Source organism: Rhizobium sp. BK060, from assembly GCF_014193145.1.
Taxonomy (GTDB): domain Bacteria; phylum Pseudomonadota; class Alphaproteobacteria; order Rhizobiales; family Rhizobiaceae; genus Rhizobium.
Window position 1 is genome coordinate 18,895 of record NZ_JACHYW010000046.1, and the last position, 15,892, is coordinate 34,786.

12 protein-coding genes and 3 pseudogenes are annotated in these 15,892 nt (G+C 57.1%); 7 read left to right on the plus strand and 8 right to left on the minus strand.

What is annotated here, in order from left to right; all coding sequences use genetic code 11:
* Nucleotides 1-101: 101 nt before the first annotated feature.
* The 7 genes from FHT71_RS30205 (at nucleotide 102) to FHT71_RS30235 (ending at nucleotide 7,612) form a co-directional block, all read left to right on the plus strand.
* Entirely contained in the window at nucleotides 102-2,435 is a 2,334-nt protein-coding gene (locus tag FHT71_RS30205) for an alpha-L-rhamnosidase (RefSeq protein ID WP_132593735.1), read from the plus strand.
* A gap of 73 nt (nucleotides 2,436-2,508) precedes the next feature.
* Nucleotides 2,509-3,783, plus strand: a complete 1,275-nt coding sequence (locus FHT71_RS30210; protein WP_132593733.1) for an extracellular solute-binding protein — start codon at nucleotides 2,509-2,511, stop codon at nucleotides 3,781-3,783.
* 59 nt (nucleotides 3,784-3,842) lie between these two features.
* Nucleotides 3,843-4,706 (plus strand): sugar ABC transporter permease, encoded by an 864-nt coding sequence (locus tag FHT71_RS30215; protein ID WP_132593635.1) that lies wholly within the window; start codon nucleotides 3,843-3,845, stop codon nucleotides 4,704-4,706.
* Nucleotides 4,703-5,527 carry a carbohydrate ABC transporter permease gene (locus tag FHT71_RS30220; RefSeq protein ID WP_132593633.1) on the plus strand — a complete coding sequence of 275 codons (825 nt, stop codon included), beginning with the start codon at nucleotides 4,703-4,705 and terminating at the stop codon, nucleotides 5,525-5,527. The genes FHT71_RS30215 and FHT71_RS30220 overlap by 4 nt, the downstream gene beginning before the upstream one ends.
* 3 nt (nucleotides 5,528-5,530) lie before the next feature.
* Nucleotides 5,531-6,511 (plus strand): ABC transporter ATP-binding protein, encoded by a 981-nt coding sequence (locus FHT71_RS30225; RefSeq protein ID WP_132593631.1) that lies wholly within the window; start codon nucleotides 5,531-5,533, stop codon nucleotides 6,509-6,511.
* A gap of 209 nt (nucleotides 6,512-6,720) precedes the next feature.
* Nucleotides 6,721-7,143, plus strand: a complete 423-nt coding sequence (locus tag FHT71_RS32055; RefSeq protein ID WP_348649329.1) for a hypothetical protein — start codon at nucleotides 6,721-6,723, stop codon at nucleotides 7,141-7,143.
* On the plus strand, nucleotides 7,112-7,612 hold the full coding sequence (locus tag FHT71_RS30235; RefSeq protein WP_183723175.1) for a GNAT family N-acetyltransferase: 501 nt from the start codon (nucleotides 7,112-7,114) through the stop codon (nucleotides 7,610-7,612). The genes FHT71_RS32055 and FHT71_RS30235 overlap by 32 nt, the downstream gene beginning before the upstream one ends.
* A gap of 192 nt (nucleotides 7,613-7,804) precedes the next feature.
* Here FHT71_RS30235 and FHT71_RS32060 read toward each other — a convergent pair.
* From FHT71_RS32060 to FHT71_RS30275, 8 genes and pseudogenes are all read right to left on the minus strand, one after another.
* Nucleotides 7,805-8,353 (minus strand): annotated as a pseudogene (locus FHT71_RS32060) (transposase); the annotation flags it as partial.
* A gap of 63 nt (nucleotides 8,354-8,416) precedes the next feature.
* A pseudogene (locus tag FHT71_RS30245) lies at nucleotides 8,417-9,347 on the minus strand (IS5 family transposase).
* Nucleotides 9,348-9,459: 112 nt separating this feature from the next.
* On the minus strand, nucleotides 9,460-11,565 hold the full coding sequence (locus tag FHT71_RS30250) for an alkyl sulfatase dimerization domain-containing protein (protein WP_132593627.1): 2,106 nt from the start codon (nucleotides 11,563-11,565) through the stop codon (nucleotides 9,460-9,462).
* A 128-nt stretch (nucleotides 11,566-11,693) separates the two neighbouring features.
* A complete protein-coding gene (locus tag FHT71_RS30255; RefSeq protein WP_132593729.1) occupies nucleotides 11,694-12,488 on the minus strand; it encodes a hypothetical protein in 795 nt (264 codons plus the stop codon).
* Between the two features lie 112 nt (nucleotides 12,489-12,600).
* Nucleotides 12,601-12,732: pseudogene (locus FHT71_RS30260) on the minus strand (transposase); the annotation flags it as partial.
* Nucleotides 12,733-12,822: 90 nt separating this feature from the next.
* Nucleotides 12,823-13,269 carry a VOC family protein gene (locus FHT71_RS30265; RefSeq protein WP_132593625.1) on the minus strand — a complete coding sequence of 149 codons (447 nt, stop codon included), beginning with the start codon at nucleotides 13,267-13,269 and terminating at the stop codon, nucleotides 12,823-12,825.
* A 149-nt stretch (nucleotides 13,270-13,418) separates the two neighbouring features.
* The gene (locus FHT71_RS30270) at nucleotides 13,419-14,474 is read right to left on the minus strand and encodes a dienelactone hydrolase (RefSeq protein ID WP_132593623.1); all 1,056 of its coding nucleotides are present in this window, start codon (nucleotides 14,472-14,474) and stop codon (nucleotides 13,419-13,421) included.
* 140 nt (nucleotides 14,475-14,614) lie between these two features.
* Nucleotides 14,615-15,706: an AraC family transcriptional regulator gene (locus tag FHT71_RS30275; RefSeq protein WP_245505542.1), complete on the minus strand. Its 1,092-nt coding sequence runs from the start codon at nucleotides 15,704-15,706 to the stop codon at nucleotides 14,615-14,617.
* Between the last annotated feature and the right edge of the window lie 186 nt (nucleotides 15,707-15,892).

A 15,892-nucleotide genomic window follows, 5' to 3' on the forward strand; every position in this document is an offset into this window, starting at 1 on the left:
AACTCTTGCACGGCAATCGAGAGTGTAGAATGATATACATAGAACGATATACACAAGGTATTTAGTCCCGCCGGAGGACAGGCGGTTGAGGAGGTTGCATGATGAAGATTGTCTCGGACCACGGCGTCGCCGTGGCCAACAGCCTTGCGGGCTCACAGTTCCAGTTTACCGCATCGATGATTGCGCCCTCATGCGATGGCGGGCAGGGGACCGTAGGCACGTTCATTTCCAGAGAATTTTCGCTGGAAGCTGTACCGGCCGGAGCGACATTGCGCATTTCCGCGCTTGGGCTTTACCGTGCCTTCATCAATGGACACCGCGTGGGGGACGATCTCCTGACGCCTGGTTGGACCTGCTACGATGACCGGATCGCATTTCAGGCCTATGATGTCACGGATCTGCTCAAGTCGGGCCGCAATCGCATCGAGATCTGGCTGGGTGACGGTTGGTACCGCAGCCAGCTCATGTGGGCGTCCAATCCTATATTTAACTGCTGGGGCGAGCGAACGGCGGCGATTGCAGAATTGAGCGCAGCCGGAAAGCCGCTGGTTGCTACGGATGAGAGCTGGAAGAGCGGCTACACGCCAGTTGTCCGCAACGGCATCTATTTCGGCGAGGATTACGACGCACGCATCGAACCGAAAGATGCATACGGCGTGGAGGTGCTGGCCTTCGACAAGCAATTGCTGGTTCCGCACGAGACGAGGGCGGTCAAGGAGCTTGATGGGCGTTCCCCTGTCGAAAGTTGGACCGAGACCGACGGGCGAACTGTTTATGATTTTGGCCAAAACGCCGGCGCCTACATCCGCATCCATGTAAAGGGAGAGGCGGGCGCGCAGATTCGTGTCGAGCATTCAGAAGTGCTCGGACCCGACAGGTTTTTTGACAATCGCAATTATCGCAGCGCACGTGCCGAGCTGCGCTACACGCTCAAGGGAGTGGACGAAGAGGTCTATGCACCGCTCTTTACCTTCATGGGCTTCCGATATGCTCGCATCACCGTGACAGGTCGGGCGGAACTGGTGGCCATCACCATGATCCCTGTAACATCCGTGCCAGTAAGCACGGGCGGCTTTACCTCAGGCATTGCCGCGGTCAATCGCCTCGTCGAGAACACCATCTGGTCGCACCGCTCGAATTTCATCGAGGTTCCGACGGATTGCCCGCAGCGCGACGAACGGCTCGGCTGGACGGGCGATGCGCAAGTCTTTGCCGGCACGGCTTGCTGGCTTGCCGACAGCGGCTCATTCCTCGTGAAATATCTTCGCGACGTGATGCACGACCAGCGCGCCGACGGCGCGGTTTCTCACTTTTCGCCTGACCCAACTCGGCTTCACCCAATCGACGGGCGCGGGGATTGGGCGGGGTCGACAGGCTGGGGCGACGCAATCGTCATCATCCCGTGGCAACTCTACCTGCATTATGGCGATGCCTGTGTTCTCGAGGAATGCTTCCCGGCCATGCTGCGTTGGCTGGACTATCTCTGGGGCATTTCCGATGGACCGATTATCCGTCCTCCCGCGGTTTGGGGGGATCATGGTTTCACCTTTGGCGACTGGCTGCAGCCGGTCGGCGACAACCGCAAGCCGCGTCCGACGGTGGCGGACGATTGCGCCGCGACCCTCTACCATTTCATTTCGACGCAATTGACCGCAAAGATCGCCCGCACAATCGGGAAGGGCACCGAAGCGGCGCGTCTTGATGCGCGCGCGGGTGAAATCAGATCGGCCTTCAAGCACGAATTCTTTTCGCCATCCGGTCGCATAGCGCATAACGATCAGACCTCCTGGGCTTTGGCGTTCCTCTACGGTCTCGTACCGCCGGAGTATGAAGAGGCTGGTCGTGAATATTTCCGCCGGGTCTCGGAAGAGACCGATGGCGTCATCGGTACGGGTTTCATTGGAACACCCGCTGTGCTGCCCGCCCTTACGCGTCTTGGGATGATGGACGTGGCGGAGAAGATGTTTCTGAACCGCAAGGTCCCCGGCTGGCTGTATCAGGTGGAGCACGGTGCAACCTCGATTTGGGAGCGATGGGATGCACTCGCCGAAGACGGCACGATCTACGATCCGGACATGAACAGCTATAACCACTATGCCTACGGCGCTGTGTGCCAATGGCTCTTCGAAGATGTCGCCGGAATGAAGCCGCTGGAGGACAAGCCTGGCTTCGAGGAGATAGCCTTCGATCCCGCAATTCTTCCGGCGCTCTCGCCGGTGTCGGCCTGGCACGACACTCGCTTCGGACGCATCGAGGCCGGATGGAGTGTGGAGGGGAGTGCCGTCACCTGCCGCCTTTCCTTGCCAGAAGGCGTGACTGCGCGTCTTAAGGGCAGGGAGGATCGCAAGGCGCTGACTGCGCACGGTGAACTGGTCGCGCTGGGCCAGGAGGTCAGGCTCGGCAAGGGAGAGCACACCATCACGTTTTCGATTTGATAGAAACGCTTGCGGGCTTTGCCCGCAAGCCAGCAGCCCAAATCATTCCGGTCTTCAGGAGGAGGAAATGACTATGAGAATGACGAAGTGCAGCATCCTTGCCGCAAGCATCATGTCGCTGGCCACTGGCGTTGCTCGCGCCGATGTAACGCTCAGCATCCTGATCGATACCAATCCCGAAACGATCGCCTCATTCGATGTTGTCTCGAAGGCCTATACGGAAAAGCATCCGGATGTGAGCTTTGACGTGGAGCAGCGTGCTGGAGGATCGGAAGGCGACAACATCATCAAGACACGTCTCGCCACAGGCGAGATGGCCGACATCTTTCAGTACAATGGCGGTTCGCTTTTTCAGGCACTGAAGCCGCAAGAGACGCTGGCAGATCTCTCTGACCTCCCGTCGCAGGCTGGAATCCTCGACAGCTTCAAGAAAGTTGTCACCAGTCCCGATGGACACGTGCGTGGAACGCCGTTTGGCCCGGCCATGGGGGGTGGCATTTTCTACAACCGAAAGATCTATGCAGAGCTCGGCCTCACCCCGCCTAAGACATGGGCGGAGTTCATGGCCAACAATGAGAAAATCAAGGCCGCCGGCAAGGTGGCCGTAGCGCAGACGTATGGCACCACTTGGACGTCGCAGCTCTTCGTCCTTGCCGACTACTTCAATGTCCAGGCGGAGGTTCCGAATTTTGCTTCCGACTATACCGCCAACAAGGTCAAGTATGCGAACACGCCGGCTGCCATGCGCGGCTTCGAGCACCTTGAGGAGGTTGCGAAAGCCGGCCTGCTCAATGCTGATTTCGGTGCTGCGACGTTCGACGACGGAATGCGAATGGTAGCCACAGGTGAGGCTGCACACTATCCCAATCTGACCTTCGGCGTCGGCAACGTTCAACAGAACTTTCCTGACAATTTGAAAGATCTAGGCTTCTTCGCTCAACCCGGCACAGATGCGGCAAAGAACGGGCTGACGGTGTGGATGCCTTCTGCGCTTTATGTTTCGGCAAAGTCAGAGCATGTCGAGGAAGCCAAGAAGTTTCTCGACTGGATCGGCACCAAGGAGGCCTGTGATCTCATGGCAAAGGCTGTTCCCTCTGGCCCGTATCTGGTCAAGGGTTGCGAGCTCCCGAAGGACATTCCGCCGGTCGTTTCCGACATGTTGCCCTATTTCGAACTTGAAGGACGTGCCGCGCCTGCGCTGGAGTTTCTTTCGCCGGTGAAGGGGCCAGCGCTCGAGCAGATCACGGTTGAAGTCGGAACGGGAATTCGGTCCGCCAAGGACGCAGCAGCTCTCTACGACCAGGACGTCGAAAAGCAGGCCAAGCAGCTCGGCCTGCCCAACTGGTAGTAACCTCCCAGCCGATCCCCACCCGGTGCTCGTCCGGGTGGGGTGCTCAAGGAGCCCCCATGGTTACGCGCAGATCGCCTTACCCCTACTGGTTCGTCCTGCCAGCGGCGGTGATTTTCACCGTCCTTTTTCTGGCGCCGACGATTGCCTCTTTCTGGTTCAGCCTCACCCGGTGGGACCTCTTCACCACGCAGTTCATTGGTCTGGACAACTACCGGCAGTTTTTCCGTGAACCGTTCCTGGTCCAGGGCCTCGTCAATACCGTCATCTACGCGGTGCTGACATCAGGCGCCAAGACCGTACTCGGCTTGCTTCTGGCAGTGCTGTTGACATCGGGTCTGTGGGCACAGGGCTTCCTGCGCACAGTCATTTTCTTTCCAGTTCTTGTGTCGACCATCGGCGTCGGCATCACCTTTTCCATGCTCATGCACCCCACCCGGGGTCTTATCAATGTGGCGCTTGCTGCCGTGGGCATTCATGGTCCGGGCTGGCTGACGGATCCGGCACTGGCGCTCTATTCCATCGTCTTCGTCGATCTCTGGAAAGGCATAGGGCTCGCCACGGTCATCTACATAGCCGGGCTCGCATCCATCAGTCCGGACTACTATGAGGCGGCCAGAATCGATGGCGCCACCGGCCGTCAGATGTTCTTCCGCGTGACCATCCCATTGGTGAAGCCCGCAACGGTTACGGTCGTGACGCTATCGCTGATCGGCGGCCTGCGCAGCTTCGATCTGATCTGGGCAATGACCCGCGGCGGACCTGGCTTTTCCTCAGATGTTCTGGCGAGCGTCATCTACAAGCAGTACCAGGCGGGCTTCTATGGGCTGTCGACGGCCGGAAACGTCATCTTGTTCGTTCTTATCGGGCTGATCGTTTTGCCCCTCACAGCTTGGTTCAATCGCAAAGAGGTGGATCTGTGAGGCGTCGCCAACTTTACACGGGTGTCGTAGCACTTGCCGCTTCGGGCGTGGTCTTCGTCCTCCCCTTCCTGTTCATCTTCATTACAGCCGCCAAGACAAAGCAGGACGCGGCGTCGTTGAGGTTCAGCCTGCCTGTTGAGTGGCGCCTCTGGGAAAACTTCATCGAGGTGCTCCAGGCCCGCAACTACATGCTGCTGCTGGCTTACTTCAATTCAACCGTTATCACGGTGGTTGCGGTCACGCTTCTCGTGCTGTTCGGTGCAATGGTGGGATACGTTCTGCAACGCCGCCCCTCGCGTTGGAATACGGTGATCTATGGTTGCGTTCTAGCGGGGCTGATGATCCCGCCCGCAGTCGTGCCAACCATCTGGGTGCTGCAGTCGCTTGGCCTTTTCAAGTCGATCTCAGGTATGATCCTGATCCAGGTCGCCTATGGTCTCGCATTTACGGTGCTACTCTTTAGGAGCTTCATCGCGACGATACCGCGCGATCTCGATGAAGCGGCGATCATTGACGGCGCCAAACCGCTCCAGATTTTTTTCCGGGTCGTCCTCCCGCTATTGAAGCCGGTGACCGTCACCGTCATCGTCGTGCAGTCCATCGCCATCTTCAACGACTTCACGAATCCGCTGTACTACCTGCCGGGCCGGGAAAACGTAACGGTACAGCTCACCCTCTATAATTTCCAGGGGCAGTTCCAGACCCAATTCAACCTCCTGTTCATGAACATCCTGCTGGTGACCATTCCGCCCCTCATCGTTTTTGTGTTCTTCAACCGGCAGATCGTGGCGGGCATGACCGCCGGCGCAGTGAAAGGATAGGCAATGACCAGCGTTGTGCTTGACAATGTCCGCAAGAGCTTCGGTAGCCTTGATGTGATGAAGGGCGTCGATCTTACGATCGAGGCGGGGGAATTCTGCGTCTTCGTCGGTCCTTCAGGTTGCGGAAAATCGACTTTGCTGAGGATCATTTCAGGACTTGAGACGTCGAGCTCGGGAAAGGTGTTCATCGACGGCAAGGACGTTACCGATGCCGAACCCTCCCAGCGCGGCATCGCCATGGTCTTCCAGTCCTATGCCCTTTATCCTCATCTGACCGTGGCGGAAAATATCGGCTTCGGCCTGTCGCTTGCCAAACGGCCCAAGGCTGAGATCGCGGAAAAGGTCAAGCAGACCGCCGACATTCTTCAGCTTTCCCATCTGTTGGATCGAAAGCCCAAGGCGCTTTCGGGCGGACAACGGCAGCGCGTCGCAATCGGTCGCGCCATCATCCGCAATCCAAAGGTCTTCTTGTTCGATGAGCCCTTGTCGAACCTCGACGCTTCATTGCGAGCACAGATGCGTATCGAGCTGACTGAGCTGCACGCCAAACTTGGCGCAACGATGATCTATGTAACGCACGATCAGGTCGAGGCGATGACCATGGCCGACAAGATTGTCGTGCTCAACGGCGGAACGATCGAGCAAGTCGGAACACCAATGGCGCTCTACAACAATCCGGCCACGCCGTTCGTCGCAGGCTTCATCGGCTCGCCCAAGATGAACCTCTTCGAGGGAGAGGTGGCCAAACGTGAGAGCTGCAAGACCTATGGCATCCGTCCGGAGCACATTTCGCTTTCCACGACGGATGGAAAGTGGCGCGGCGTCGTGCGGCACATTGAAAGGCTGGGCGCGGACACGGTTGTCCATCTTGACTTACCGGAACTCCCGTCGCTTGTCGTACGTACGGAAGGCGATCGTTCGATTTCGGTGGGCGAAACGCTGTTCGCCTCACCGTTCAAAGGCAAGGAGCACAGGTTCTCCTAAAATGGCGAAGAGCGGCAACCGGGTGTCTTGCTCCCACGTTGTCCTGTCCGCCTTGATCTGTGATCGGCTTTCCATGGACGAGCAAAGGGAGTTTCTCCATGGAGAGTACGTTGGAGGTTCTCACGACCGCGAAGAACGGGCGTTGAGGTTCGCCGGCAGGGCCGGATGAGGTCAAAGCGCAGATCGTTTCGGAGAGCTTGCGACCCGGCGTGACGGTGAATGAGGTAGCAGACCGTTATGGATTGAAGGCCAATCACCTGTCCGCTTGCCGGACGATGGCGCGGCAGGGCAAGCTGGTTCTGCCCGAGGTCATGCCTGTGGTGCGTAAGAACTTTCGATTGGAGTTCGGCTTCGTTCCAAAACCTGATTCCAACATGGTGACTGTCCCCGGATCGCGTGTCGTGATCGGCCGCCGCTTGGCATCGCTGACCCGGTACTTGTTTACAATCTCAGAGATGTTGCTGCCATATGTTCGGTTCATTGCGCCGGAACTCTGCCGCCCTAATGCCCGCGCTTGCGACACGTCGCAAGACAGTTCAGCGATTCTGCGCTATAAGGTAGCAATTGTCACCAGGCATTTGCTACCTTTGGGGGTGCTTCATGGAAGTCCGAGCAATTGTTTCTTTGTCTGACTTCGAAGCGGCACATGCGCTCATCAAGGCCATGGGCAAATGGGACGCCGAAGAGTCACGCAAGTTCCGAGTGCCAGATGTTGTATTGATGGATTACATCTACGGACACACCATAGAGACTTTAATGGAAAAGTTCAGACAACGCGGCGCGGGGTTCTTCTTAGCCAGCGTCGATAAATATCTTGCCGGGTGCGCTGGCTATTCGAAGTCAGACGACGGTATCGCCGAACTACAGAAAATGTACGTTCGCCCCGAGGCGAGAGGCAGAGGCGTTGCGAAGGGCCTGATGACCGCCTGCCTAGATAGAATGCGCGATGATGGATACGCAAGTGTGAGGTTGGAAACTGTCACGTTTATGAGTGATGCCATAGCTCTGTACGAAGGCTTTGGTTTCAAGCGCAGTGGCCATTTCCGAGCCGTTCCCCAAAGCTTGAAGCCCATCACGATTTTCATGGAGAGGACGCTCTAAGCACCCAATCCCCGGTGAACTTCTTTCTGCCAAGCGACCGGCACTGCGGAGCAGGTGACGGCATTTTTTTTGAAGAAGTTGGAGTTTCAGCAGCAGGCGCATCGAAGAGCGTCTTCTCAGTTAGACAAATGTTCCCTCACGCACCCCGATGCGGTTCGAGAAGTGTGGAGGCGGCACGGTCGACGTCCACGCTCATCGACTGCGGTCACCGCTAACCGGCACAGAAGGTGTACGACAGTTCCAGTTCGCCCAATTGGCCGATGGTCTCGAAATCACGATCTCGCTATTCCCCGGCTGCGATATCGATGCACGCCGAGGAGATCGAATTGGCGGTGCGTACGACACTGGCGACGGTCGACGCAAAGCCCGCGCGAATTCTCGTTCGCGGTGGATACGATCGGGCGCTCGGGTTCCGGTGCAAAGGAAAAGCTGGTGATCGCAGCGTAAGCGCTCATTTCCATGCGCGTTGACGCGACCCCTGCCATCTTCTGTGTAGCGCGTCAGGTACTCCCACTGGTTCAGGGTGTAGGACACGGCGTTGCCGATCTTGCTATCGGGCAAGACCTTCGGCGCGATGTCGTCAAGCCATGCCTTGAGAGTATTGAGGATGGGAACGCTATGTTGCTGCCGGAAACGGCGAATGCAATCGGCTTGCATTTCGCCCTTATCCGGCTTTTTGCGCGCCTGGCCGTCAATCCGGTAGAGCTGCTCGAAGAACTTCAGCGCCTGCTCCGGCGGACCGCCGCCTTTCGACGTTGGTGCATGGATCAGGACTTGAGCGGATCTCGATCTTTGATGCTCTGTTTATGTGGTCGGTCGATTGCGGCGGATGGATTTCGGGCGTGCGCAGGCAAGCATTCGATTGAGGACGTCGCAACCGATGGTGACTTCCGTCAGCTGAGCCTGGAACGATCGGACCCGCAGACGCCGCCCGATCATGGATTTGTATCACCCGATGGCGGTCTCGCTCAACGCGCGTTTGCCGTAGCCGCTGGAGACCTGCCATGTCATCCGGCCGTCTCTGCTGATTTCGGCGATATGCTGGTCCCTTTGTCCGGGAGATCGATCGCCGAGTGGTTCGACCGCGTTGGAGCGTGGCGGGATGACGATGGCAGCATCAGCGCTGTGATTGGTAACGGTGTCGTAAATAGGGGGCTCCGTCATATGCGCCGTCGGCGGTGAACCGTCCGATAGGACGATCGATCTGGTCGAGCAAAGGCTCCACCTGTGAGGCGTCACCCATGTCTTGATCGGTCATCGTGTGGGCGATGATCTCGCCGCTATCGGCATCCCGCGCCAGGTGCAGCTTGCGCCACCCACGGCGGGATCTGGCGCCATGCTTCTCCGCCAGCCACTGGCCCGCGCCGAAAACCTGGAGGCCGGTGCTGTCCACCAGAACATGCACTGGGCCGTCCGGCGGAAGCTGGCTATCATGTCGTTTGTTGGGGGATTGCCAGGTCCGTGCCCGACGGTTCAGGGTGGTATGATCGGGGACAGCGAGTGCAAGCCCCATCAATTGCAGCACCGAATCCAGCAAGCCTTCTGCCTGGCGCAGCCGCAACCCAAACACCAGGCCCAGCGTCAAAGTGGTCTCGATTGCCAGATCGGAATAACGGTGCTGGCCACCACGCGTCGTCCGGCGTGGAGCAATCCACAGGGCAAGCGTCTCTGGCGCCAGCCGCAGGGTCAAGCTACCACGTCGCCGTAGCCCCGACTCAGGCGCCCTTTTTTCCAAATCGTGGAGGCCCTCACAGCACCCACATCCGTGGCGTTCATGCGCCGGTGGAGGAGCCGTCTACAGCATCAAACGCAGACGTGCCGATTAGAGAAAACGTGCCTTTGCACCGCTATTCTGCGATGGTTTGCCGCGGAACGGCCTCATACGGATCAACTTGTGCAAGTTCAGGACCCGGCTCAGTGCCGGGCATGATCTCAAAGCGTGGGTTAAACTCCACGATCGTTGCCGCCAGTTTCCGCAGCACGCCCGGGTCACCGTCGACTTTTGCGATCCCGTCCGCGATCTGGGCATCGAGCGTTTTCTTGCCGAGCATCACCTGTTCGAGATCGGAACGGTCAATCGTAAGCGTCAGATCGGGATTTTTGGCAAGAAAACCCTTGATATTGGTGAGCGTCGCATTTTCGAGTTCGACCAGGAACTTTTCTCCGTTGTCCGGGGTAATCAGGTTGATCGTAAGCCGCAATCCTTCGGCCTTGCGGCTGTCCATCCGGATACCAAGGAAGTCGAGGAATAGCTCCGTCGACATGGCTCGAATGACGTCCGGACCGCTGGACTTGGCGGCATTGCCCTCCGGAATCCCGGTTCGCAGTTCATAGGCGCCATTGAGGAAGCTGTTGCGAAGGCCCGGGTTTTCCTGCTGATAGCCCAGTTGTTCGAAAATATCGGCCAATAGATCCTTTGCGGCCTGATTTTTCGGCTCCGCTTGCACCAGCTTGTTGACGATTTCTTGCGCATGCAGATAGCGACCGTCGGCGTAAAGCTGGCGGCCACGAGCAATGATCTTGTCGGGGCCGCCCATCATTTCAACGTAGAGCGGCGCGGAGTCCTTTGGCGACAGGGGAATGAGGGTTGCCGGATTGCAATCCCAGAATCCGAGATAGCGTTGGATGACACCGCGGCTGTTATGTTGCGGAGAGCCGTGATACCCGCGGCAAAACCATTTGCTCTGTAAGCTCTTCGGCAACGCATAGACGTTGTGAATTTCATTGATCGTCACACCTTGATTGGCAAAGTGCAGAACCTGATTGTTCATGTGGGCATAAAGATCGCGCTGAGCGCGCAGGACCTCCTGAATCCGATCGTTACCCCAGCGCGGCCAGTGATGCGAGGCGAACATGACCTCGGCTTCGAGGCCGAATCGGTAAAGGGCTTGGGCGATGTGTTTGGACCAGTTCAACGGATCGCGGATTTGAGCCCCACGCAGCGTGTAGATGTTGTGCAGTGTTGCCGTCACATTCTCGGCCATCCACAGTGCCTTCAGATCAGGGATATACGTGTTCATTTCCGTGGGCGCTTCGGTGTCTGGCGTGTTTTGGAACACCATGCGGACGCCATCGACATCAAACTCCTCGAAGTCTTTTTCGACCAACTTCGTCGGTGCAATCAAGCCGACGGAGCCCGCCGACGTACCCTGGCCGAGACCCTGTCCGACAAAGCCATAAGGACTGGCAGGCAACAGCAGTCCGTATTGATAGAATATCCGGCGGTTCATCGCATTGCCGGCGAACACGTTTTCGGAAACCGTGTATTCCAGAAAATCGACCGGAGCGATGATAGGAATCTTTCCGGCCTTCACACCCGCTTCGTCGACGATGCCGCGCACGCCCCCCCAATGATCGCCATGCGTGTGGGAAAAAATGACCGCGGAAACGGGTAACCCGCCGCCAACGTGCTCCTGGAAGAGCTTCCACGCGGCGCGCGCCGTTTCAGCGCTTAGCATCGTGTCAAACACGATCCAGCCGGTTTTGCCGCGGACAAGCGTCATATTGGCCAGGTCGAGACCGCGAACCTGGTAGATATGGCCCGCAATGAGTTCGTATAGACCGTAGTTGTTGTTCAATTTCGACTGTCGATGCAGCGAAGGGTGAATGGTTTCGAATTCATCCTTTGAATCCAGAAACTGAAATCGCGCCATGTCCCACGCGACGTGACCGGCATCTGCCATGATCCTGAGGTCTTGCATGGGAGCGATGAGCCCCTTCTTCTGCTCCTCGAAATCACGTCGATCGGCGAATGGCAGCGTGCTTTTCGCTTGTTTGAGTATTTCCAATGTGAACTTCGATGGAGGTTTACCCTTCGCAGCAAAATGTCTCTCGTCAGGGTCAATCTGTTGGGCCCATACGGACCCTTCGTCTGCAATCAAACTGCCTGCAAGAGCAAACGCCGCACCAGCGGCGGGAAGCGTCTGAATGAATTCTCGACGTGTTGTTGACATGATTTCCTCCCGCATTTTGAGAAGCTAAGTTGATACTTGTATCAGCGAGCCACCGAATCTGCCGCAACTAGGCAATTTCTACCGAAACACTGCGTTGGTTTCAGTGGCAGGTCACCGCCTCGACGCCGCTAGAAATGAACCGTCAATCCCAAGATGGGACCCTGCTCCACGACATCGAAGAGGAAGTTGTCCCTGTCGTAGTCGACGCCAAGGGCGCGATAGCCGGCGACCGCGGAAATAGTGTCGTTGAACTTGTAGCCAAGACCGGCGCCAACATCCCAATCGACCTTGGCGCCGCCGCCGCCGATCAGGCCCCAGCCTGTCCCAAAGACGTGCGGCGTGAAGAAATAATTTCCTCGGAGCCCCGCCATGGCGTCGACCCAGGTCTTGGTAACCCCTCTTTCGAACCCGCCCAAAAAGCCGCCGTTGAGGGAAAGGCTCGTGTCGACAGACCAGAGCCGCGCACCTGCGACAATATCCAGCTGACCGTTCGGATCGTCAATCAGCGCATAGCCGACGCCGATCAGCCCGGCAAAGGATTTCGCGGAGACGTTAACGTCGCTGGCCACGATGCCTCTCGGCGTCGCCGCGTTGAGGGAAAACTTCGTGTAGAGCACATCGCCGAAGATGCTGTAGCGATTATATCTGGCCTCGCCCGTCACCATTGCGGCGAAGTCGAGATGGTCGAAGAGATCGCTGAAATCCGCGTCTACATGGACAGACGGCAGTCTGCCGTGGCCGACGTCACCCGAAATTCCGGCGAGCCAGAAATACGGGGTGACGTTGAACGTCCATCCCGACGCCGTCTGAACTGCGGCAGGGGCCGGCGCGAGCGGGGTCAAATCGGCCGCCTGCAAGATGGTGGAAGGCACTAGCGTCAAACCGAAATAAGCGGCGCCCACAACCGCACTCGTAAGTTTCATCATCGAATCCCCCGTGTCCAATGAATGAAGCTGCACTGCCAATAGATTTGAAGATTTAAGTGATAATATTACGAAATTATAATATTGCGTCTAGGACGTAGTGACGATTCAATTATTTGAGCCATATGGCGATCGCGGCGAGTTTGACGAAGCCCATGAAGTTTGCGAGCAATTTGTCATAGCGTGTTGCGACGCGGCGGAACTGTTTGAGCTTGTTGAAGAAGCGCTCGATGCGGTTACGTTGATTAACTATCGCAGCGAGTGAGAGCCGCGAGTAAGGTGAATTGGACGCCTCGCTGCCACCTGATCAACAAGACAGGCGGGACGGTGTCTGCTATCGGGCGCTTTCCTGCCATGGCCGCTTGCGGCGGCCCATTGCGGTCATCACGACGGGGATTTGCACAGCCTCGATATGGTTTCCATCTGGATCGATGACGAAGGCCGCATAGTAATGGGGACCGTAATGTGGTCGAAGACCTGGTGCTCCATTATCCACACCGCCGTGCGCCAGTGCAGCGAGATGGAATGCTATGACCGCTTCTCGACTTGGTGCGGCAAAGGCCAAGTGATGCCCGGGACCACCAGGAATCGCGGCAGCAGCACGAAGCTTAATAGCGAACTTATCTCCGGCCCCCGTCGGTCCGTAGCCAATAGCTTGATCGGTATGTCCGGGTGTCAAATCTTCCCAGACTCTTGAATACCCCAACGCAAGAAAGACTGCATCATAGAAGCGGGACGACTTTTGAATGTTTGAGACGCCGAACGAGGCATGATGAAGCATTTTGTCCCCTTATTGGCTGATGCGTGAGAGCAGCCTTCGCACCTGAGGCAACGTCCGCTTGTGGCGGGCGCAGATCGGTCATCGGTCGAGACCGCTGCCAGCCCAATCGGTCAATCCGCATTCGGGACGGGCAGCAATGAAATCGTGCGCTATCGCTCCGTTTTGAGCCTCTGATCGAAAGCCTCAATGACCATGTTGATTAACTCTCTATGGATTTCGAGGCGCGAGTGCCCATCGACGTCGGAGCAAATGGGCTCGTCGATGTCTTCGGATTTGGCTATCTCTGACACACCCGGCTTGCACACTCCGAACATGCTATAATGGCTTGCATTCTGTAGCGTCGAATACATGCCCCCCGGAATGGCTCTTGCGATTCCCGAAGCGAGTAAGGTCTGGGGGATCGCGCCAGGTTGGCCAAGGTTTACGATCTCGACAGGGATGGAAACCTTAGAAAATGGTCCCGTCTGAAAAACGTCTACCGGTGCGGGGTCGATCACCATAGCAAACTCAATCCGCTTGTCCCGATTGTCGCGATCAGCAAGTCTCATGTCCATGACATGAAGGTCAACACTACTTTGCTTTACCCATCCGCAAAGCGAAGGATTGAGAGCCTCGTTGTCACAGTAGCTCGCCAGACGAATTGGATCGATACGGCCACCAGCCAAGGCCAAGGCTGTATTCCCGCCCATCGAAAGCCCAAGCACACCGGTCCTTCCGGGCTCAAGGTGATCTTCGAAGAGCGTTTGCTTTTCCAAAGCGTCGAGCGTTGCGCTGATATCCGCAGGCCTTAGCCAAAGCTTCATCGTTTCGGCTGCTGACCTGGTAGCCCCTCCGTTCCCGAAATGAACAGGGGCTGCCACGATGAACCCTTGCTTTGCCAAGGGCGTTGCAATCCAGCTCATCGCTTGGGGAGTTCCCCCCAAACCAGCGCCATGAGATAGCAAAATCAAAGGGTATCTTCCGTGCGCGATAGGGGCATCGAGCCTGGCGTCCGTTCCGTAAAAGAACTGACTTTCGCCGAGCGTGACTAGTTTGCCGCCCGCATCCGCCGGATACCAAACGATCACGGGAAGGTCAGTGCCTCGCTCCTTGGAGGGCGCTGTGGTCTGCCGTACACCGACGAATGCACTTTCTGCGGTTGAGCGCTGCGCTAGCGCCATTGAAAGGACGCTGGCGCAGAACATTGCAGCAATTTTGATCAACATTTTCCTCGAAGCTCCTCATAGCCGTGGGTTATGTCGGAACTTGTCGCGGATTGAAGAGCGATGCGCCCAAGATCACGATCTCGAACGTCCAAGATCATGATTTAGGACATATCGTGCATCGGCGTTGAACTTGCGCGGGGCTACTGAATAGAAGCGTTTGTGGGCAGACCAAGCGCGGCGGAATTCTCCCCGCCAGCACTCCGATAACGGCTCGGAGTCATGCCCGTGACCCGAAGAAATTCCCGATTAAAATTCGACTTTGTGCCAAACCCCGACTCCAGCATGATTGCCGTTATCTGATCGCGTGTCGTCACCAGCCGCTGCTTGGCATCGCTCACTCGATATTCGTTCACCACCTGGGAGACGTTCCGACCGTAGGTTCTGTTCAAAGCACCGGAAATCTGGCGTGCAGGAATACCTGAGCGCCTTGCGAGACGCTGTAGCGTCAGGTCTGGGTCACGATAAAGATGCTGCTCCCGCATCAACGTATCGATGTGATTTGCTATCGCTTTATCTTCCGTAACATCCGAAGGTACCCGCTGTTCGGATGGGGAATGGTCGAAATCCTCCGAAAGGGCATCCCCCTCATCACCGGGACGGGCATTATCCGCGACCGTGGCGGCGTAACCAGCAATGGCCAGCCACAAAACGCTTGCAATGGTAAGAACCGTTCGGCCTTGCTCGCCGTCGCCCAAGAGAAAATCAATCGACACAATAGCGTCGATGAAAGACGTAACGACTAGCACAACAGCTATCGCGATGAGCGCCTTATGAGCAGTCCACTCGTCGGCAATTCGTACCGCAGATAGGGCCTCCGGTCCCTCTTTGGCAATCTTTAGAAGCCCAAGGCCGTAGCCGAGGTATGTGGCAAAAAGGACGACATCAATTGGAGCACGCCACAGTGCGACAAGAATGGCAACGAGGATCGCGGGAACCAGGTGCGGCAGTATATCAGCGTAGGTTGCAGGCCTATTGCGGCGTAGCTGATCGAAAGCGACAAAACACAGAGCTGGGAGAAGTGCCGCCACGACCGGCTGAACAAGGTGGGCCGGATACCAGCCCACGTTCCAATTCAACCCCGACAGCATCGCCTGAGCGGCAAACATAGCAATGAGTAAAGGAAACAGCCCGAGCTTGTGTTCTGCCTGCCGCATCATCCTGACGAGGATCAGGCAAAGAAGAAGCGATATTACAAATGGCAAAGGTACCGAAGGCATGGATGAGAGCGACACTTTCTCCGAATATCTGCGACGATACAGGATAAGTTGTTTACTGCAATGACCGCAATTGGTGCGATGCCGCCGAGGCGGATCGTCTGCCTTCGGCCGAGGCTGTGTAAAAACTTGATTCTGATATAGAATCATCTTCGTCGATCGGAGGTGGCAATGTCAGGCTATATCGAGGGGACCAGTCGTGAT

Excerpts from the sequence above, each read along its gene's own strand:
- FHT71_RS30265 (WP_132593625.1), bottom strand. The coding sequence starts at position 13,269 with ATGCTTCATCATGCCTCGTTCGGCGTCTCAAACATTCAAAAGTCGTCC.
- FHT71_RS30215 (WP_132593635.1), top strand. The coding sequence starts at position 3,843 with ATGGTTACGCGCAGATCGCCTTACCCCTACTGGTTCGTCCTGCCAGCG.
- FHT71_RS30235 (WP_183723175.1), top strand. The coding sequence starts at position 7,112 with ATGGAAGTCCGAGCAATTGTTTCTTTGTCTGACTTCGAAGCGGCACAT.
- FHT71_RS30210 (WP_132593733.1), top strand. The coding sequence starts at position 2,509 with ATGAGAATGACGAAGTGCAGCATCCTTGCCGCAAGCATCATGTCGCTG.
- FHT71_RS30225 (WP_132593631.1), top strand. The coding sequence starts at position 5,531 with ATGACCAGCGTTGTGCTTGACAATGTCCGCAAGAGCTTCGGTAGCCTT.
- FHT71_RS30250 (WP_132593627.1), bottom strand. The coding sequence starts at position 11,565 with ATGTCAACAACACGTCGAGAATTCATTCAGACGCTTCCCGCCGCTGGT.
- FHT71_RS30205 (WP_132593735.1), top strand. The coding sequence starts at position 102 with ATGAAGATTGTCTCGGACCACGGCGTCGCCGTGGCCAACAGCCTTGCG.
- FHT71_RS30255 (WP_132593729.1), bottom strand. The coding sequence starts at position 12,488 with ATGAAACTTACGAGTGCGGTTGTGGGCGCCGCTTATTTCGGTTTGACG.
- FHT71_RS30270 (WP_132593623.1), bottom strand. The coding sequence starts at position 14,474 with ATGTTGATCAAAATTGCTGCAATGTTCTGCGCCAGCGTCCTTTCAATG.